Source organism: Skermanella stibiiresistens SB22, assembly GCF_000576635.1.
Classification (GTDB): Bacteria; Pseudomonadota; Alphaproteobacteria; order Azospirillales; family Azospirillaceae; genus Skermanella; species Skermanella stibiiresistens.
Genome location: NZ_AVFL01000021.1, coordinates 20,859 through 39,040, shown reverse-complemented (window position 1 = coordinate 39,040; position 18,182 = coordinate 20,859). Strand labels below are relative to the sequence as shown.

Annotated in this window: 16 protein-coding genes; 4 read left to right on the top strand and 12 right to left on the bottom strand. The window is 68.3% G+C overall.

Annotated features, from left to right (window positions below; genetic code table 11):
- Positions 1–49 precede the first annotated feature (49 nt).
- From N825_RS24025 to N825_RS23995, 7 genes are all read right to left on the bottom strand, one after another.
- Entirely contained in the window at positions 50–766 is a 717-nt protein-coding gene (locus N825_RS24025) for an ABC transporter ATP-binding protein (protein WP_037457782.1), read from the bottom strand.
- Positions 763–1,557, bottom strand: coding sequence for an ABC transporter ATP-binding protein (locus tag N825_RS24020; protein WP_037457781.1), 795 nt, complete (start codon positions 1,555–1,557; stop codon positions 763–765). Before N825_RS24020 ends, N825_RS24025 begins: the two co-directional genes overlap by 4 nt.
- Positions 1,554–2,396 carry a branched-chain amino acid ABC transporter permease gene (locus tag N825_RS24015; RefSeq protein ID WP_037457780.1) on the bottom strand — a complete coding sequence of 281 codons (843 nt, stop codon included), beginning with the start codon at positions 2,394–2,396 and terminating at the stop codon, positions 1,554–1,556. The genes N825_RS24020 and N825_RS24015 overlap by 4 nt, the downstream gene beginning before the upstream one ends.
- A 2-nt stretch (positions 2,397–2,398) precedes the next feature.
- Positions 2,399–3,280 (bottom strand): branched-chain amino acid ABC transporter permease, encoded by an 882-nt coding sequence (locus N825_RS24010; protein WP_037457779.1) that lies wholly within the window; start codon positions 3,278–3,280, stop codon positions 2,399–2,401.
- 120 nt (positions 3,281–3,400) lie between these two features.
- Positions 3,401–4,540, bottom strand: coding sequence for an ABC transporter substrate-binding protein (locus tag N825_RS24005; protein WP_051512891.1), 1,140 nt, complete (start codon positions 4,538–4,540; stop codon positions 3,401–3,403).
- 110 nt (positions 4,541–4,650) lie between these two features.
- Positions 4,651–6,069 (bottom strand): chromate efflux transporter, encoded by a 1,419-nt coding sequence (gene chrA, locus N825_RS24000; RefSeq protein WP_051512889.1) that lies wholly within the window; start codon positions 6,067–6,069, stop codon positions 4,651–4,653.
- 167 nt (positions 6,070–6,236) lie between these two features.
- On the bottom strand, positions 6,237–7,556 hold the full coding sequence (locus N825_RS23995) for a class I SAM-dependent methyltransferase (RefSeq protein ID WP_037457776.1): 1,320 nt from the start codon (positions 7,554–7,556) through the stop codon (positions 6,237–6,239).
- Between the two features lie 126 nt (positions 7,557–7,682).
- Between N825_RS23995 and N825_RS23990 the strand changes: the two genes are divergently transcribed.
- Positions 7,683–7,997: a hypothetical protein gene (locus tag N825_RS23990; RefSeq protein WP_037457774.1), complete on the top strand. Its 315-nt coding sequence runs from the start codon at positions 7,683–7,685 to the stop codon at positions 7,995–7,997.
- A 16-nt stretch (positions 7,998–8,013) separates the two neighbouring features.
- On the opposite strand, the gene N825_RS23985 is transcribed toward N825_RS23990, so the two are convergent.
- From N825_RS23985 to N825_RS23970, 4 genes are all read right to left on the bottom strand, one after another.
- Entirely contained in the window at positions 8,014–9,882 is a 1,869-nt protein-coding gene (locus tag N825_RS23985; RefSeq protein ID WP_198038873.1) for an ABC transporter ATP-binding protein, read from the bottom strand.
- A gap of 123 nt (positions 9,883–10,005) precedes the next feature.
- On the bottom strand, positions 10,006–10,818 hold the full coding sequence (locus N825_RS23980; RefSeq protein WP_037457773.1) for a hypothetical protein: 813 nt from the start codon (positions 10,816–10,818) through the stop codon (positions 10,006–10,008).
- Positions 10,819–10,870: 52 nt separating this feature from the next.
- Positions 10,871–11,230 carry a hypothetical protein gene (locus N825_RS23975; RefSeq protein ID WP_037457769.1) on the bottom strand — a complete coding sequence of 120 codons (360 nt, stop codon included), beginning with the start codon at positions 11,228–11,230 and terminating at the stop codon, positions 10,871–10,873.
- Positions 11,227–11,580, bottom strand: coding sequence for a hypothetical protein (locus N825_RS23970; RefSeq protein ID WP_157619509.1), 354 nt, complete (start codon positions 11,578–11,580; stop codon positions 11,227–11,229). The genes N825_RS23975 and N825_RS23970 overlap by 4 nt, the downstream gene beginning before the upstream one ends.
- Positions 11,581–11,941: 361 nt before the next feature.
- On the opposite strand from N825_RS23970, the gene N825_RS36855 reads away from it, so the two are divergent.
- The 3 genes from N825_RS36855 to N825_RS36850 all read left to right on the top strand — a co-directional run bounded on the left by N825_RS36855 (position 11,942) and on the right by N825_RS36850 (position 17,736).
- On the top strand, positions 11,942–14,500 hold the full coding sequence (locus N825_RS36855; protein WP_084165021.1) for an SUMF1/EgtB/PvdO family nonheme iron enzyme: 2,559 nt from the start codon (positions 11,942–11,944) through the stop codon (positions 14,498–14,500).
- Between the two features lie 98 nt (positions 14,501–14,598).
- A complete protein-coding gene (locus tag N825_RS39105) occupies positions 14,599–15,795 on the top strand; it encodes a DUF4384 domain-containing protein (protein WP_037457766.1) in 1,197 nt (398 codons plus the stop codon).
- Between the two features lie 27 nt (positions 15,796–15,822).
- Positions 15,823–17,736, top strand: coding sequence for an adenylate/guanylate cyclase domain-containing protein (locus N825_RS36850; RefSeq protein WP_051512883.1), 1,914 nt, complete (start codon positions 15,823–15,825; stop codon positions 17,734–17,736).
- Here N825_RS36850 and N825_RS23950 read toward each other — a convergent pair.
- Positions 17,723–18,166, bottom strand: a complete 444-nt coding sequence (locus N825_RS23950) for a DUF4399 domain-containing protein (protein WP_037457765.1) — start codon at positions 18,164–18,166, stop codon at positions 17,723–17,725. The genes N825_RS36850 and N825_RS23950 overlap by 14 nt on opposite strands.
- Between the last annotated feature and the right edge of the window lie 16 nt (positions 18,167–18,182).

Genomic DNA, 18,182 nt, shown 5'->3' with positions numbered 1-18,182 from the left:
ATCCGACACTGGCCCACCAACGAAAGCGTGCGGAGATCACCTTAACGCCTCAGTGGCCGCCAAGATAGGCCGCCGCCACCCGCGGGTTGTCGGCGATCTCGGGACCCGGCCCGTGCAGCGTGATGACGCCGCTTTCCAGCACATAGGCGTAGTCGGCGATCTCCAGCGCGGCCTGGGCGTTTTGCTCGACCAGCAGGATCGTGGTGCCCTCACGCTTCAGGTCGCCGATGATCCGGAAGATCTCCTCGACGAACAGGGGGGCCAGCCCCATGCTCGGCTCGTCCAACAGCAACAGGCGGGGGGCTCCCATCAGCGCGCGGCCCATAGCAAGCATCTGCTGCTCGCCACCCGACAACAGGCCGGCCTGCTGCGACAGCCGCTCGCGCAGGCGGGGGAAACGCTCCAGCACCAAGTCGCGCCGTTTGGCGAACTCGGCCGAGTCCGGTGCCTGCAAGCCGCCAAGATGAAGGTTCTCGTCGACCGTCATCTCGGCGAAGACCTGCCGTCCCTCCGGCACTTGGCGGATGCCCAAGCGCGCGATGCGGTGGGCGGCCGTGCCGGTGATGTCGGCGCCCTCGAACCGGATGCTGCCGGCGGTCGGCTTCAGCAGTCCGGCCAAGCCGCGCATGGTCGTGGTCTTGCCGGCACCATTGGCGCCGATCAGGCAGACCACCCCGCCGACCGGCACCGACAGGTCGATGCCCTTGACGGCGGTGGTCCTGCCATAGCCGAGATGGAGGCCGGTGACTTCCAGGAGCGCGCTCATGCGCCGTGCGCCTTCGCCAGACGTTCGGCGACCTTGGTGCCCAGATAGGCCTCGATCACCGACGGATCGTCGCGTACTTGCCGGGGCGTGCCCTCGGCGATCTTGCGGCCGAAGTTCAGCACCGTGATGCGGTCGCACAGGTCCATGACGAAGCCCATGTTGTGCTCGACCAGGAGCAGCGTGATGTCGCGCTGGCCGACCTGCCGGAGCAGGGTCGCCAGATCGCGGGTCTCGGTCGGGTTCATGCCGGCGGCCGGCTCGTCGAGCAGCAGCAGGCGCGGATCGCCGGCCAGCGCGCGGGCGATTTCAAGCCGGCGCTGGTCGCCATAGGATAGATCACCGGAGCGCGACCGCGCCTTGCCGGCGAGGTTGACGAACTCCAGCAGCTCCGTCGCCCGCTCCTTGGCCGCGCGCTCGCCGCGCCGGAAGGCGGGCAGCCGGAACAAGGCCGCGACGCCGGAATACTCCAGGCGCGTGTGCATCCCCGTCATCACGTTCTCGATCACCGTCATGTCGGAGAACATGCGGATGTTCTGGAACGTGCGGGCGACGCCCAGCCGCGTGCGCTCGTAGGGCGCCGCGGCCGTGATGTCCCGGCCATCCAGCGTCAGGCTGCCCGATGTCGGCGGCAGCAGGCCGGAGATCAGGTTGAACAAGGTCGTCTTGCCGGCGCCATTCGGTCCGATGATGCCGTGGACGCTCCCGGCCTCGACGGCGACATCGACCTCGTTGACGGCGAGCAGGCCGGTGAACTGCTTGGTCAGTTTGCTGGCGGTGAGCAAGGTGGTCATGGCGCCCGCCTCAACCGGAAGGGAATGACGCCGCGCGGCAGGAACAGCACCGCGATCACGATGATCAAGCCGTTGAACACCAGCCGGAAATCCTGCAAGGGCCGCAGCACCTCCGGCAGCGCGGTCAGGATGATGGCACCGATCACGGGAGCCACGGGGGTGCCGATGCCACCCAGCAGCGCGAAGCTGAGGATCGTCACCGCCATCTCGAAACCGTACTCGTTGGGACCGATGAAGCTGTTGCTGTGAGACGACAGGCAGCCGGCCAGCCCGGCGATCATCGACGAGACGATCAGCGCCCCCAGCTTGTAGCGCGGCAGGTTGACGCCCATCACGCCGGCCACCGCCTCGTCCTCGCGCATCGCCTCCATCGCGCGGCCGATCTTGGACCGCCCGACCGCCCAGAAGGCGACGACGCCGATCAGCAGCAGCAGGTAGATCAGCCAGAGATCCGCCTTGCGCGGGATGCCCGACAGGCCAAGCGCGCCGCCGGTAAGCCATTCGGCGTTGATGTAGAGGACACGCAGCACCTCACCCAGCGCGATGGTGGAGATCGCGAGATAGACGCCGCTGAGGCGCAGCGTCGGACCGCCGATGACCAGCGCCACCAGAGCAGGCGCCAGGGCGGAGAGCGGCAGCACCAGCCAGAACGGCAGCCCCAGGTTCAGCGTCAGCAGCGCGCCGGTATAGGCGCCGATCCCCATGAAGGCGGCCTGTCCCAGCGAGAGCTGGCCCACCGCCATGACGCAATACATCGACAGCGCCAGCAAGCCGTGGACACCCAGCGCGTGGACAAGGTTCTCGTAGGTGAAGAGGAAATCGTCGAGCCATTCAGCCATGGTCACGCCCTCTTCGCCTGGGCGCGGCCGAACAGGCCGACCGGGCGGAACCACAGGGTCAGCACCAGGATGGTGAAGGCGACGGCCTCCTTGGCGTTGGACGAGATATAGCCCGCCGTCAGAACCTCCAGCACGCCCAGCAGCACGCCGGCGATCAGGGCGCCCCGGATGTCACCGAGCCCGCCGATGATGATCACGGCGAAGCCCCGCAGCATCATGTGCTCGCCCATGAAGGGCTGGATCGCGTTGAAGTTGAGGCCGATCAGCACGCCGGCCGCCCCGCCCAGCATGCCCGACAGGAACGAAACCGCCGCGACCGTCAGGCCGACATTGATGCCCATCAGCCGCGCCGCGTCCTCGTTCTCCGCCAAGGCCCGGATCATCAGGCCCAGCTTGGTGCGTTGGAGCAGCACGAACAGCAGGGCCACCAGCACCAACGTGGTGCCAATGATCAGCATCTGCACCAGCGAGATGCGGATGCCGGAGAATTCGATCGCCGAGTTGTCGACGAAGCCGAAGGGGAAGCGCTGGATGTCGGTGCCGATGAACACCGCCATCAGCGAATAGAGCGCAAGGACGGCGCCGAGCGTGACCATCAGGGAGGACAGTTCACCGGCCTTGGCCCGGCGCAGCCGCGTCAGCAGGATCCAGTCCGCGACGACGGCCACCAGTCCGGCCGCGATGGCGCCCAGCGGCAAGGCCACCCAGATGTTGGCGCCGAACGACCGCGCGGCCGTCAGCGCAACGAAGGCGCCGATCGAGAAGTAGAAGCCATAGGTCAGGTTGATGACCCGGAGCACACCGAAGATCAAGGTGAACCCCAGCGCGAACAGCGCGTAGGTCGAACCCAGCACCAGGCCGTTGACCAATTGTTGGGACAGCATGGAAGCGATACGCCATTCACAGTAACAAGAGCGTCCCGCGTCGCGGGTGGCACGGATATCCGCGGTGGCGGAGGCCCGCTCCGGGAGCGGGCCTCCCTTAGCACGGGACCGTTCGCGGGACTACTCCAGTATTTCGAAGCGGCCGTTTTTCATGGCCAGCACCACGACACCCTCGTTCGACGCGGGATCGCGGCCCTGGGTGAAGCTGAACGGCCCCATCACGCCGTTGAAGTCGGTCTTGTACAGCGCCTCCCGGATCTTGTCGCTGTCGGCGGCGCCGGCGGTGTCGATCGCCTTGGCCACGATGTACATCGTGTCATAGGCCTGCGCCGCGAACTGGTCGGGGTCCTTGCCGTTCCGCTTCTTGTAGTCGGCGACGAACTTCTCGTTGGTCTCGCCCTTCTTGGCGATGAACCAGGGGCTGCCGACCAGCAACCCGTCGGCGGCGCCGCCGGCGATCTCGCCCAGCTTCGGCGAGTTGGCGCCGTTGCCGCCGATGAAGCGGACGCTGGCGGGGATGCCGAGCTGGCGCGCCTGGAGGACGACGCCGGAGATCGGCTCGACCAGCGCCGAGATGGTGATGGCGTCGACGTTCAAGCCCTTGATCTTGGTCAACTGGGCCGAGAAGTCGCTGTCCTTGCTGCCGAACGTCTCGATCGTCGCGATCTCGAAGCCGAGCTGCTCCGCCGCCGCCTTCATGCTGTCGAAGCCGGATTTGCTGAACGCGTCGTCGTTCGCGTACATCATCGCGATCTTCTTGACGCCGAACTTGTCCTTGGCCGTCTTCAGGGTCACCGGAACGACGTCGGATTCGGGCAGCGAGGTGCGGAAGATGAACGGACCGATCTCGGTGATGCCCTTGGCGGTGGTCGAGGTGCCGACCGTGACCACCTTGCGTTCGTTGGTGACGGGACCGACCGCGAACATCTCGTTGGACAGCGTCGGGCCGATCACGACCGGAACCTTGTCGCGGCCGACCAGCTTGCGCGCGGCGTTGACCGCCTGGTCCTTGTTCCCGGCCGAGTCCTCGATGATCAGGGCGATCTTCTTGCCGCCCAAGACGCCGCCGGCCGCGTTGATCTCGTCGAGCGCCAGTTCCAGTCCGCCCTTGATCGCGGTGCCATAGGCGGCGCTCGGCCCGGACAGGATCTCGATGGCGCCGACGGTCACCGTCTCCTGCGCCCACGCCGTGGTGGCGGCCGGAGCGGCCAGAAGCGAGCCGATGGCGATCGCTCCCACCGTCGAAAGCAACCTGGACATCTCAATTCTCCCTGCGTTTCACGATTTGGGCCGGATACTTGTACGGCCAGCCGATAAAATGCAAGTGGCGGCTGGCGTCGGTGGGGAAACGCCCACGTCCGGAGGGACCATCACGGGCCGTTCGCGGCCAGGAACCACAGCATCCCGGCGAGCGCGCTGGCGCCGAGCGTCGGGATCAGCCCGATCTTGAACCGGAAGATCGCCAGCGCCGCCAGCACCGTCAGCGCCAGCGAGGCGGGGTCGACCGAGGCGGGCACCGGGATGTCCAGCGACATTCCCAGGAACGCGACCTCCCGCACCTCGCGGAAGATGACGTGCAGGCCGAACCAGATCGCGAGGTTCAGGATGACGCCCACGACAGCGGCGGTGATCGCCGACAGCGCTCCCCCCAGCGCCACGTTGCCCCGCAGGCCCTCGATGAACGGGGCGCCAAGGAAGATCCACAGGAAGCAGGGCACGAAGGTGACCCAGGTCGTCAGCAGGCCGCCGAACGTGCCGGCCACCAGGGGCGGCAGCGAGCCCGCGTCCCGATAAGCCGCCATGAAGCCCACGAACTGCGTCACCATGATCAGCGGGCCGGGCGTCGTCTCCGCCATACCCAAACCGTCGAGCATCTCGCCGGGCTGGAGCCAGCCGTGATGCTCGACCGCCTGCTGGGCGACATAGGCCAGGACGGCGTACGCGCCGCCAAACGTGACCACCGCCATCTTCGAGAAGAACACGGCGATCTCGCTGTAGACGTCGCCCCACCCCAACGTGAGGGCCAGGACCGCCACCGGTCCAAGCCAGAGCGCCAGGAAGATGCCGCCGATCCGGAGCGACCACGCCACACTCGGCCGGGCGTGGAGCGGGGATTCCTCGCCCAGCAGGCTGTCGGCGTCGGCCACCACCGAGGATCCAGCCTTGCCATGCCCGCCGCCGACCCGGAAGACCGGGTTGCCCAGGCGGCCGCCGACGAAGCCGATCAGGCCGGCCGTCAGGATGATGATCGGAAACGGCACGTCGAAGGCGAAGATCGCCAGGAACGCCGCCGCCGCGATGCCGATCATGGCGTTGTTCCGCAACGCCCGCTTGCCAATGCGGATGACCGCGTCGAGCACGACCGCGAGCACGGCGGCCTTCAACCCGAAGAACAGGCCCTGCACCACCCCAACATTGCCGAAGGCCGCATAGATCCAGCTGAGCGCCATGATCGCGACGGCGCCGGGCAGCACGAACAGGATGCCGGCAATCAGGCCGCCCACGGTCCGGTGCATCAGCCAGCCGATATACACGGCCAACTGCTGCGCCTCCGGCCCCGGCAGCAGCATGCAATAGTTCAAGGCGTGCAGGAACCGCGTCTCGCCGATCCAGCGCTTCTCCTCGACCAGGATCCTGTGCATGACCGCGATCTGCCCCGCCGGTCCGCCGAAGCTGAGCGCCGCGATGCGGGCCCAGACCCAGAAGGCCTCACCAAGGCCGACGCCATGTCCACGGGGGCTCGCCACGGGCGCGGGATCCGTCTCCGCGTCGGCGCGCGCTTGGGTCATCGGACATCTTCCTGGTGTTGTTCTTCGCGGAGGCGGACCCTATCACGCGCCGGCCCGACTTTCACCCCGGAGACAAGCAAGCCGGAGGTAGGTCGGCTACAGCGAAGCGACAGCCGACACCACTCCCAACGCGCCTGCTTGTCGGCTGCCGCTTCGCTGTAGCCGACCTACGGTTGAGTGGCACGGCCTGATGCCACCACCCGCACCACGACTTGGCCGGTGAAGGGGCACACCGCTGCGTACTCGTAATCGATGGCGGTTTCGGCGGCGCATTCCATGAAGGCTTTGTACTCGTGGTCGCGCCAAGTGCGGTTGCCGATGAACTCGTCGAAGACCAGGATGACGCCGGGTTCCAGGCGGTCGGCCAGCGCGGTCAGGACGGTGCTGGTCGATGAGTAAATGTCGCTGTCCAGATTGGCGAAGCGGAGCGAGCCGGGATGGGCGGCGAGGAAAGGCCGCACGGTGTCGCTGAACCAGCCGGGGTGGAGCGTCACGTTCGGCCGCACGGGTGGCAGTTCCAAGCCGGTGGTGAAGCTGCCCTGGGGCTGGGTACCCCAATCCTCCGGCAGGCCCTCGAACGAATCGAAGCCGTGGACGTCCTGACCGGCGGCGTCGGCGATGTGGTTGATCGAGGTGCCGCGCCGGACGCCGAACTCCAGCACGAGCCCGGTTCGCTCCGCCAAGGCGACGCCGTGGCGCAGCAGGTCGGCGCCGCAGCCGAACAGCCGGAAATCGCACGCCAGGCGCGGCAGCAGCGCCCGGACCCCATCGACCAGCGCCAGATGATGCGGACGGTCCCGGAGTGGCCGCGCGATGATGACCTCGGCGTCGGCCTCGCGGCCCTCCAGCAGGGCGTATGCCGCCAGGAAGGCCCAGTACTTGCCGTTGGCCCCATGACACTCGGCGGCGCGGCGGAGACGGTCGAGCGCGTTGTCCATGCCGATGACCTGAAGGGCGGCGGCGTGGCTCTGGAACCAGGCCGCCGCGAGATCGGGCCGACTGTCGAGCAATCCATCCCACACCGCCAGGGCGCCGGCGGCGTCGCCGAGCGCGTGTTGGCACATGGCTTGGTCGTAAAGAAGCTGGCCTGTGACGCCACCCGCCGCGACCGCGCGCGACACCAGCCGGATCGCGTCCTCGTAGCGGGCATCCAGGCGATAAGCCGATGCCAGTGCCTCCCAAGCGGGCGGGTCCACCTCAGGCGCCGCCGCCAAGGGCTCCAGCAGGGTGACGGCCAGGTGCGGCGATCCGGCGGCGGTGAGGGCACGGGCGAGATGGACGCGGATGTCAATGTCGCCGGGGTCCAGCGCGGCGGCGCGACGGAGGTGGTCGAGCGCCGGCTCGAAGTCCTTCATGCCGAGATGGGCCCGGCCAAGCAAGGCGTGCCCTTGTGCCGACAGATCCGGCTGGGCGGCGAGCAGCCGGCGCGCCGCGCGGTATCGCTTGGCCACCAGAAGCCCACGCGCCGCTTGCTCCAACTCGGTCATCACCACTCCCCGTTCACCGCCGCCGGCTATCTACCCGCGCCGGCGGTGCCGGGCAAACCCGAAAGAGCGAACGCGGGCGGCAGCCTCTTCACAATCCGACATCGGCACCCCAGTTCAGGGCGCATCATGACGAACCACGACGAACGCAGGCTCGACCGTAGCCTGGACCGACTTCAACGCAACCTGCCGGGCTGGATCTCCCGGATGGTTGGCGGACTCCGCAATCCCGACCAGCGGTGGATCCGGATACCGGCCGGCGTCCTGCTGATCATCGGCGGGATATTGGGCTTCCTGCCGATCCTGGGATTCTGGATGGTGCCGCTCGGCCTGCTGCTGCTGGCCCTGGACATTCCCTTCCTGCGCCGGCCCACCGCGGGCGTGATGATCCGGGGCGAGCGGCGCTGGACCTCGTGGCGCCGCTCCCGGCGCGAGCAGCCCTAGCGGAGTTGGGGCCGGTTCAGGCCGCCAGCACCAAGCCAGCCGGGGAAGCGCCGCTTCCGCGGGTGCCAGCGTAGGTTTCCCACAGTGCTCGGAACACGGGTTGGCGGTCCAGCAGATCCTCCAGCGAGCCCAAGTCGACCACGGCGCCATCGGCCATCCACACGATGGTGTCGAACCGGGTCAGCAAATGCAGCCGGTGGATCGACGACGCGACACAGGCGTCGGGGAACTCCGCCAGGAGATTGTCGTAGATCCGCATTTCGGTTGTCGGATCCATGCTGCTGGTCGGCTCATCCAGCATGATCAGCGAACTATCGCGCGACGCCAGGATGCCGCGGGCCAGCGCCAGCCGCTGCTTTTGGCCACCCGACAGGTTGAGGCCCCGCTCGGTGATCTCGGTCGCCAACCCTTGGGGCATCCGCTCGATCACGGGTCCGAGGCAGGCGAGCGCGCAAGCCCGCTCGACGGCACCCGGCGGGTACGGGACGCCCATGGTGATGTTCTGGGTGATGGTGCCTTCGAAGATCTCGGGGTCCTGCGGCACCAGCGTGGCGATCGGGCCGAGGTCGCGGAGGTCGGACCGTGCCACGCCATCGATCGACAGCGTCACGCGGTCGGCCTCGTACAATCCCGCCAGCACGCGCAGCAGCGTGCTCTTGCCCGATCCGCTTTCGCCGACGAAGGCGATGCGGCCGCCGCGCCGCAGGATCAGCGACACGTCGCGAAGCGTCGGCCCGTCCTGCCGCTGGTTGGCATGGCTGAACTCCAACCCCTCGACAGCGATTTCGGTCCAGCCGGACGCCACCGGCAGGGCGGAGGCCGATTTGCGACTGGCCGCCGACAGGATCTCGTCGGCGCTGCCGATATCGGTCTGGTAGCGGACGAGATCCTGCCAATTGGTCGCCATCGAGCCGACCACGTTGCCGATCTGCTGGGAGTACTGATGGACCATGACGGCGGTGCCGAGCAGGATGACGCCCTCGCTCCGCCACGCCAGCCACGCGTACAGCGCCACCAGACCGCAGCGGATGCCGTTGTTGAGCAGGTCGATCGCGCACCATTTGGCCTCGTTGAGGACGATGCCCCGGCGGAGCGGCGCGAAGACGGTGGTGAGACGGGCCGCGACGGCCGACCGGGTGGCCGCCTGGAGACGCAGCGTCAGGACCGTCGAGATGTTGCCCAGGCAGTCGATCAGCTCGGCGGTGTAGCGGCGCTCGAAGCGGTTCTCCTCGTTCAGCAGGAAGACCATGATGCGGTCGAACCGGATCAGGATCGCGAAGATCAAGACATAACCCAATATCGCCGCGGCGCCGGTCCAGGCGGAGACGAGGCACAGCGCCACCAGCGGTCCGATCAGGCTGACCGAGTTCTGGAGATAGATGAACTGGTTCTGCGAGAAGCCGAACAGCGCCGCCGTCGCCTTGGCCATGCGCTGGATGGTGTCGCCGGAATGATGGCCCTCGTGCCAGCGCAGCGGCAGCGTCACCGCCTTGGCGTAGAGCGCGTCGGCGAACCGCTCGCGGATACGGACCGCCATGAATCGCTCGATGACCCGCCCCGGCCCATGCATCAGCCAGCCAACCACGCAGGTGCCGAACATCAGCGCCATGTACCAGCCGGCCAAGGACATGTTCTGGCCGTCGGCCTGTGTTCCCGCCGTCTGAAGCGAGTTGACCGCCTCGCCGAAGAAATAGGGGATCGCCAAGCGCACGGTCTGGGCCAGGAACAGCAGGCACAGGAAAGCCGCGACCAGCGGCCTGTGTCCCTCGGCATGGCGCCAGAACGCCTTGTAGAGACCGGTGATGCCGCTATGGGTCACGGCCTCCTGATTGTCATTGGAGGAAAGGTCGTGTGAGGAACGGTCGAAGGAAGGGGAGGATGCCATGATGACGTCTCGTGCTCTCACCGCGCGTCGGATGCCGATCCGGTCGGTGGCGCACACTATCGTCGTCATGGTTAAAGCAGCGTTTACCGAGATTCCGCAGCAGCGAGCGCCGTTTAACGAACGTTAACGCGATCCGGTCCGCACGGTGCCGAGACCACTGACCCGCACCGTCGGCTCCTCCCGGATCCTGTCGACATCGATCGACCCGATGCCGGAGATGCTGAGGTCGGCGCGTTCCACCGGAGCCTGTACCCTGATGCTGCCGGTACCGGTGATGGATGCCTTCAGCATGCCGACCTTGCCGCCGCCCACCGTGATGCCGCCAGCGCCGGCCAGATCGGCGTCGAGGTCGCCATCGACACGGGCGACCGCGACGGTGCCGCCACCATGCACCGACAAATCGCCGTCGGTCACGGCGCCCGCCGTCACCCGCCCGCTGGACACGTCCAGTCTCACGGGCGCCTTGAGGTCGCCGATCTCCCAGTCGCCAACCATGCCGGTGGCGGTCAGGGGCGTACCCCGCGGGACCCACAGCTCGACCTCCGGCAGGTCGTCCTCACCCTGATCGCCGGAGGACAGGGTGAAGCCGCCGATCTGGCTGACCGCCCGGGCGCCAAAGCCGCTCGCGATGTTGACCGAGGATCCCGACGAGGCCACGGACAGGGAGCCCGCCGTCACCACCAGGGTGCCGCGCTCGGTCCGTCGCGACAGCTCGCCCATCCAGGAGCGCGGCCCCTCGGCCTTGAGCCGGATACCGGGGCCGTCGTGCAGTCGGACATGGACGTGGCCCGCGACACCCCGCAGGTCGGCCGCCTTGGCCGTGAAGGTCTCGTCGATCGACGCGCGGTCCCGCGCCGCCGCGGCGGCGCCCGTGACGAGGCCGGTGGTCAGGACGGCGGCGGCCAGCTGGCGGCCCAGTCGGTTCCAAGGGGGCATCGGTTCTCTCCTGTGAATGGGTGATCGCGGCGGAATGGATTGGGGCGTCGCCCTATTCGGCCTTCTCCTCCTGCAGCAGGCAGGTGGTCTCCGGCGCGGGGTTGAGCAGCATCACCATCCGGTCGGGCGCCGAGCCGCGCCGGAAACGCAGGCCGCTGGAGCTGTCGAAGTAATCGATCGCGGTGTCGCGCAGGTCGCTCTCGTCGATGATGCGGTCGCCATGCTGCCAGCATTGAAGCCGAACCGCCCCGCTCGGGAAGAGGCCGGGGGCTCCGCCCGCCTTGGCCCCGACCGGCGGGCCGCCCTCCTTGACCACTGTGGCCGCCGCGCCTCCGATGCCCAAGGCCAGTGTGACAACCAAAGCCATCGGGGCGGACAGCGCGAGGCTGAGGGCCAGCAACCTCGGTGTCATCGGCAGCCTCCCCGCCCGACGTTGTTGATCACGTCGCCGGTGATGATCGTGACGACCTCGCGCGGGGCCTGGGCGCCCTTGGGGACGAAGACGTTGCCGACGGATTGGCTGCCGCAGCCCTGCTGGCTTCCGCGGGTGAAGTCCTGGTTCTGGAGTTCGCCCTGGCGGCGCCAGCTCTTGGCGATCTGCATCTGGATCTTGTCGTTGAAGCGGGGTTCCAGGTGGGTGCGCTGGTTCAACTCCGCCGCGGCGGCGCTGGTGGTCGTGCCGATGGCGACCGTCAAGGCGCCGGTCGCGGAAGCCAAGGCCATGAATGCCCCGGCGATCAGGAAGCGGGTCGGTGTCGGCATGGAGGCGTTCCCCTCGGCTACGGTGACCGGTGGAGGCTCCACCGTGTCGGTCCGCAAACGTTAGGCGGACGCATAACCCTTGTCTGTGAAGCCATTCACCTCTTTCGAAACACCTCCCAAGAGCCCATCGATGGACACGCTACCGGACATCTTCCCACTCAAGACAAGCAACGATCATTCCCTTACGCATATCCCCCAATCGATTTGGTTGAGCATTCGGAATACTTACTTTTCATGCTTGTCTCAAACTGGCCCGTCGGGGATATAATCTAACGAGTATGTTGCCGTCGGCTGTCGCGGCCGGCCGAGCTCGAAATCCTGGTCGGGCGGCGTGGCATGCGACGGGTGGGACGCTTCCCTGATGAGAATTACTCGGTTCCTGAGCCTGCTGGTAATCCTGGTCTGCGGCGTGCTGGTCACCGGCGCGACGATCGCGCGCGCCGCCGAGACGGACAAGCGGATCGCCCTGGTGGTCGGCATCGGCGCCTATCAGTTCGCTCCAGCCCTGCCCAACCCCGGCAACGACGCCCGAGCCATCGCCGCTTCCCTGCGGAAGCTGAATTTCGAGGTCGAGGAAGCCTACGACCTGGATAACCGGGGGTTTTCCGGCCGTCTGCGCGACTTCGGCATCCGCGCCGCCTCGGCTGATGTGGCCGTGATCTTCTACGCCGGCCATGGGCTTCAGGTGCGCGGCCAGAACTATCTGCTGCCGTCCGACGCCAAGCTGGAGCGCGAGCGCGATCTGGTCTACGAGGCGATGCCGCTCAACCTGATCATGGGAGAGCTGGCGCAGGCCCGGAAGCTGGGCGTGCTGATCCTGGACGCCTGCCGCAACAATCCCTTCGCCGACCGCCTGTCGAAGAACAACGCCGGTGCCCTGCGGGAACGCGACGTCTCCGCCGGCCTGTCGCGGATCGACGACACGCCGAGCGATACGCTGGTAGCCCTGGCGACACGAGCCGACGCGCTGGCCGAGGACGGCAGCGGCGAGCACAGTCCCTACACCAACGCGCTGCTGAGAAACTTCGCGGTGCCGGGACTGGAGCTTGGCCTGTTCTTCCGCCGGGTGCGCGACAACGTGATGGAGGCGACTCAGGGCCGCCAGGAACCCTTCATCTTCGGCTCGCTGGGCGCCACACCCTTCTATTTCAATCCGGCGCCGCCGAACCGCATCCCCGAACTTCCCGCCCTGAAGCCAATCGTCATCGGGGACTCGGCCGAACCGGTCAAGCTTGGCATCGGACGCGTCGCCGATCCGGATGGCGACGAGGTCTTCGCGCAGGTCTCCAACCTGCCGACACTGGGACAGATCCGCTTGGGCGAGCGGCTGGTGCTGATCGGCGACTACCTCAGCGCCGCGCAACTGTCCCAATTGACCTACAAGCCGGAGATCGGCGGCGTGGGTGCCGCAGGCAGCTTCGACTTCGCGGTGATGGACAACAAGGGCGGCATGGCGCCCGGCAGCATCGCGATCACGGTCGACCAGTCGAACCGTCCGCCGGTGGTGGCCGGTGAGCGCACCTTCCGCCTGGCGGTGCCGCGACTTGGCCTGGAGACGCCCACCGATCCCGACGGCGACCCACTGACACTGACGGTCGCCACCCTGCCGTCGCGGGGCACGGTCAGGAGAGGCTCGCAAGCGTTGCGCCTGGGCGACAAGGTGACGGCCGCCGAAATTCCCGGCCTCTTGTATGACCCGGGCCAGTCCGCCCCCGGCGACGCTGGCAGCTTCGCCATCCTGGCCGAGGATGGCAAGGGCGGCAAGGCGACCGCGTCGGTCCGGATCGAGGTTGAACCCGCCGGCACCCCCGCCAGCGGCCCCGACCTGGAGGACGCGATGTGGCAGCGCATCCGCGACAGCGCCCAGGCGGGGGACTTCACCGCGTATCTCCAGCTTTTCCCCGACAGCCGCAACGCCGCGCTGGCGCGGAGCCGGCTGGCCCTCGTGACGCCGGCACCCGCTCCAATGGCATCGGCTGCTCCACCTGCCCCCGCCGCGGCGGTCCCTGCTCCCAGGACGGAGATCGCGAAGGCCGAACCGCCCAAGCCGGCGCCAGCGCCCGTCCCCACGCCCGCCCAGGCGCCGGCCAAGCAGGAAGCGAAGAAGGTCGAGCCGCCCAAACCGGAACCCGTCAAGCCCGCTCCCGCCCAGACCACCGCCGCGGATCCCGCTCCCCAGCCGGCGACGCGGAACAAGGGGCAGTCCAACAGCTTCCAGGACTGCGCGGAATGTCCGATCATGGTGCGCGTTCCCGCCGGAAGCTTCGCCATGGGAACGGTCAAGGGCGATCCCAGCGAGATGCCGAGCCACAAGGTGACGATCGGCCGCCCCTTCGCGCTGGGGATGTTCGAGGTCCGGGTGGCGGAATGGCGCGCCTGCGTCCAAGGTGGCGGGTGCGAGACCATGCCGCGCATGACCAGCGCCACCGACGAGACGCCGATCCACAATGTCCACTGGAAGGACGCCGTCGACTATGTGACGTGGCTGTCCAAGCGGACGGGGCAGAAATACCGCCTGCCCAGTGAGGCCGAGTGGGAATACGCCGCCCGCGCGGGCACGGCCGGACGCTTCTGGTGGGGCGACATCGTCGGCGTCGCCAACGCGAATTGCGAGAACTGCGGCGGCATGTACGAGAGGATGACCCCCCTGCCGGTCGGCAGCTTCAAGCCCAACCCGCTCGGCCTCTACGATATGAATGGGGGAGTCGCGGAGTGGGTGGCGGACTGCTGGAACAACAATTACCGTGGCGCCCCCGCCGACGGCGGCGCCTGGACGCAGGGCGATTGCCGCAAGCGCGTGTTGCGCGGCGGGTCGTGGCGGAACGACGCCAACTCGCTGTCGGCCACCGGCCGCCTCAATTATGACGAGGACGTGCGCTATCTGGCCAACGGCTTTCGGGTTGCCCGGGAGCTGAACTAGTCCAAAGATCACCTGAAAACCGGCGCGGGGTGTCGGCTGGTTTACTGCGGGCCTTGGTGGGGGCATGCAGCATGGAGCGGCATTCACGGAGGTTAACCATGCGCATCCGCTATCCCTTCACCCATCTCGCACGCTCGGCCCTAGGGCTGGCGCTGGCGGCTTGCTTGGGCGGCGTGGGCAGCGCCACCGCCGATCAGGCGATCGTCGTGGCCGCCACCGTCCCTGGCTTCACCGTCGGTCAGGTGGTCGAGGACGGCGCTCCCGTCCACCTGCCGGAGGGGACCAACGCCCTGTTCCTGTTCGCCAGCGGCCGAACGATCACCATCAAGGGACCCTATGATGGTCCGCTCGACCGACTGTCCGGCGGCTCGCCGGCACAGGGCCGCCTGTCGGGGCTGTTCGCCGCCGACCGCTTTTCCCAAGGTGAATTGGGCGCCGCCCGCACCGTCGGCCCCGCCAAGGGCCGATCGGGCGGCGAATTGGCGCCGATCGACCTCTCCTTGCCGGGAACATGGTGCGCGCCGACCAACCGGCCGCCCGAGCTTCAGAAGCCTTCCGATCCCGCCTTCGACACGGTGATCCTGCACGCGCCCGGCGTCGACGACGCGACGATCGCGTGGCCAACCGGCGCGCAGGTGCGTCCGTGGCCGGCCAAGGCACCCTTGGTGGACGGCGCGCGCATGCTGGCGCTGAGCGGCGACCGCACCCATAGCAGCGCGCTCGTGCTTCGGCTGGTCGACGACAAGACGGGCGCTTCCGGCGATGCCGGCGCGCTGGCGGTGGCCCTGGTCCGCGCCGGCTGCACCCGGCAGGCGGAACCCGTGCTGGCGGCGCTGGGCGAGACCCTGGCACCGCTCGACCTGTCACTGTCGTCCGATCGCGGGTTGTATCCGACATATCGACAGGGCGACCAGATCAGGCTGGTCCTCCAAACCAACCGGGACGCCCATCTGTACTGCTATCTGCGCCGGCGGAACGACCTGATCCCAATCTTCCCGTCGCCCGAGAGCGGCGGCTCGCTGGTCAAGAGCCACACGCCGATGACCTTCCCCGGTGACCGCATGCCGCTTCCGCTGTCCGCGTCCGACCTGGGGGGAGACAGCGAGGTCCGCTGCTTCGCCGCCGACCGCGATCTGACGCCATCCCTGCCAGGTGGAAGCCAGTCTGGCGCGCAAGCGGGCGCCCAAGCCTTCCGCCCCATGGGCAAGGACGCGGTCGAACGCCTGGAAGCCACGCTGGACGGATTGCGCCAGACGCGTCTGGTGGTGGCCCAGATCGTCATGCGGGTCGAGTGAAGCCTCCACGGACCGGATGGAACCCGGATGCCCAAGGATGCGGGAGAGCGCTCGCGGGACGTCGGACCGCCGGAGCGGGAGCTTGACGCCAAGGGGGTGACCCAGCGGCCGCGCGGCATCCCCGCCAAGGTGGCTCCGTTCAGGATGGCGCTGGCGATCAGCCTGGCCATCGCGGCGGCGTCCTTCGCCCTGCCCCGCGTCCTGCCGCCGCTGAGGCTGGCGGACGAGAGCTTCGGCGATTTGATGATCGGGCACTTCGCGCCGCCGGAGCCGCAGCACACCGGTATCGCCCTGGTCGCTTTCGGCGAGGACAGTTTCGCGACCCTGGCCTGCCGCTCGCCAGTCGATCGCGGGTTCCTGGCCGACCTGATCGGCAAGCTGCGGGATGCGCGGGTCCGCGCGGTCGGCATCGACATCCTGTTCGACCAGCCTACCCTGCCAGACCTGGACGACCGGCTGCGTCGCCGCCTAGCCGATCCCGGAATGCCCGTGGTCGCCATTTCCGCGCTCGAGCGGACGGGTTTGACCGAACGTCAACGCGAGTTCCTCGGCGGCTTCCTGGCCGGCGTTCCGCATGGCTACGCCAACTTGGCCAAGGACACGCTGGACGGTTCGGTGCGCTGGCATGTCCCGGCGGCCGATGACGGCACGCTCAGCTTTCCGGCGCGGCTGGCGGTGGCGGCGGGCGGCACGCCGCCGCCCCCAGATGCCTTCCGGATCGCGTGGCGCCATGGACCGGACGACGCCACCCCGCCTTTCCCGATCTATCCGGCGGAATTGATCTCGCTGCTGCCTCCGGACTGGCTGGCCGGCAAGGTGGTCCTGGTCGGCACCGTGCTGTCTGGAACGGACCGGCACAGGACGCCGCTGTCCCGCACGGGCATCAGCATGCCCGGCGTCGAGATCCAGGCCCATGTGTTGGCCCAACTGCTGGATCACAGGACGAGCCAGCGCCTCGATCCCGCTTGGGAGGCCGCCCTGACGCTGGGTCTCGGCGGCATCGGGGTGGCGCTGGCGGTGGCCGGCCTGCCGGTCTGGTTGCTGGCGGTGGCGGGCACGGCGCTGATGGCCTGCCTGTGGGCGGGTGCCGCGGCGCTGTTCGCCTCCGGTGGGGCGCTGATCCCCTTGTTGGCGCCGTCGCTGGCGCTGGCGGGAGGCATCGGCGGCATGACCGCGCACCGCTCGCTCCGCGAGCGTGCCGACCGCAGGACCCTGATGAGCTTGTTCGCCACCCATGTCTCGCGTCCGGTCGCGGAGGAGATGTGGCGCGAGCGGGCGACGTTCATGGCGGGAGGGCGCCCGAAGCCGCAGGAACTGACCGCGACCGTGCTGTTCTCGGACATCAAGGGCTTCACGACGATCTGCGAGGCGCTGCCTCCGGAACCCCTGATCCGCTGGCTCGACAGCTACCTGGAGGCGATGACGCGGGTGGTCGCCGCCCACGACGGCGTCGTCCTGCGCTTCATCGGCGACGCGATCCTGGCGGTGTTCGGGGCACCCGTGGCGCGGACGACACGGGAGGAGATCGACGCCGACGCGGCGAAGGCGGTGAGTTGCGCCCTCGCCATGGGCCGCGAGTTGGAGGCCCTGAACGCGATGTGGCGGACCGAGGGCTTGCCGTCGGTGATCATCCGGGTCGGCATCCACACGGGTCCGCTGGTGGTCGGCAGCCTGGGCGGCGCCGGACATCGGGAATATTCGCTGTTGGGGGACACCGCCAACACGGCGGCCCGGCTGGAGGCCCACGCCAAGCAGGTGGCCGAGCGGACCTCGCCCTGGTCACAGGTGATCGTCGGTGAGACGACCTGGGAGGCCGTCGCGCGGGCGGGAGCCGGGGCCGGGCCGATCCCCGATGGACTGCCGGTCGGCGAGATCGGCTTGCGTGGCAAACGCCTGCCGGTGAGGATTTGGCTGTTGCGGGACGGGGTCAGCGAACCGTGATGGTGATCTTCTTGGAGGTCACCGGCGGGTCGTGCGGCACGTGGTCGGCGTCGCCCATCAGCAATTGCAGCGTATGGCGGCCGGGCGGCAGTTCCAGATAGGTTTCGGTCTGTCCAGCGCCGAGATGGACATGGTTGCGGTCGTTCGGGATCGGCTCGTCCAGCGGCGGCACGCCGACATCGATCAGCAGGTGGTGATGGCCGGTGTTGGGCTTATCGACGCCGGACGGCGCCACGCCGAAGTTCCGCAAGCCCAGCCAGACCTTGAACCGTCCGGTCACGACCTCGCCGTCATTGGGCCACCCGATATAGGCGTAGGCGTCCTTGGGTGCCGGATGGCGGTCGTCCGCCGGGGCGGCGCCGGGAGCCAACGCCACGAAGACCGATACGAAACCCGCGGCGACGGCCGCGACCAGGGCGCTTGATCTCATGGCTTGAACCTCCTTA

Excerpts from the sequence above, each read along its gene's own strand:
- N825_RS24025 (WP_037457782.1), bottom strand. The coding sequence starts at position 766 with ATGAGCGCGCTCCTGGAAGTCACCGGCCTCCATCTCGGCTATGGCAGG.
- N825_RS24020 (WP_037457781.1), bottom strand. The coding sequence starts at position 1,557 with ATGACCACCTTGCTCACCGCCAGCAAACTGACCAAGCAGTTCACCGGC.
- N825_RS24015 (WP_037457780.1), bottom strand. The coding sequence starts at position 2,396 with ATGGCTGAATGGCTCGACGATTTCCTCTTCACCTACGAGAACCTTGTC.
- N825_RS24010 (WP_037457779.1), bottom strand. The coding sequence starts at position 3,280 with ATGCTGTCCCAACAATTGGTCAACGGCCTGGTGCTGGGTTCGACCTAC.
- N825_RS24005 (WP_051512891.1), bottom strand. The coding sequence starts at position 4,540 with ATGTCCAGGTTGCTTTCGACGGTGGGAGCGATCGCCATCGGCTCGCTT.
- chrA (WP_051512889.1), bottom strand. The coding sequence starts at position 6,069 with ATGACCCAAGCGCGCGCCGACGCGGAGACGGATCCCGCGCCCGTGGCG.
- N825_RS23995 (WP_037457776.1), bottom strand. The coding sequence starts at position 7,556 with ATGACCGAGTTGGAGCAAGCGGCGCGTGGGCTTCTGGTGGCCAAGCGA.
- N825_RS23990 (WP_037457774.1), top strand. The coding sequence starts at position 7,683 with ATGACGAACCACGACGAACGCAGGCTCGACCGTAGCCTGGACCGACTT.
- N825_RS23985 (WP_198038873.1), bottom strand. The coding sequence starts at position 9,882 with ATGGCATCCTCCCCTTCCTTCGACCGTTCCTCACACGACCTTTCCTCC.
- N825_RS23980 (WP_037457773.1), bottom strand. The coding sequence starts at position 10,818 with ATGCCCCCTTGGAACCGACTGGGCCGCCAGCTGGCCGCCGCCGTCCTG.
- N825_RS23975 (WP_037457769.1), bottom strand. The coding sequence starts at position 11,230 with ATGACACCGAGGTTGCTGGCCCTCAGCCTCGCGCTGTCCGCCCCGATG.
- N825_RS23970 (WP_157619509.1), bottom strand. The coding sequence starts at position 11,580 with ATGCCGACACCGACCCGCTTCCTGATCGCCGGGGCATTCATGGCCTTG.
- N825_RS36855 (WP_084165021.1), top strand. The coding sequence starts at position 11,942 with ATGAGAATTACTCGGTTCCTGAGCCTGCTGGTAATCCTGGTCTGCGGC.
- N825_RS39105 (WP_037457766.1), top strand. The coding sequence starts at position 14,599 with ATGCGCATCCGCTATCCCTTCACCCATCTCGCACGCTCGGCCCTAGGG.
- N825_RS36850 (WP_051512883.1), top strand. The coding sequence starts at position 15,823 with ATGCCCAAGGATGCGGGAGAGCGCTCGCGGGACGTCGGACCGCCGGAG.
- N825_RS23950 (WP_037457765.1), bottom strand. The coding sequence starts at position 18,166 with ATGAGATCAAGCGCCCTGGTCGCGGCCGTCGCCGCGGGTTTCGTATCG.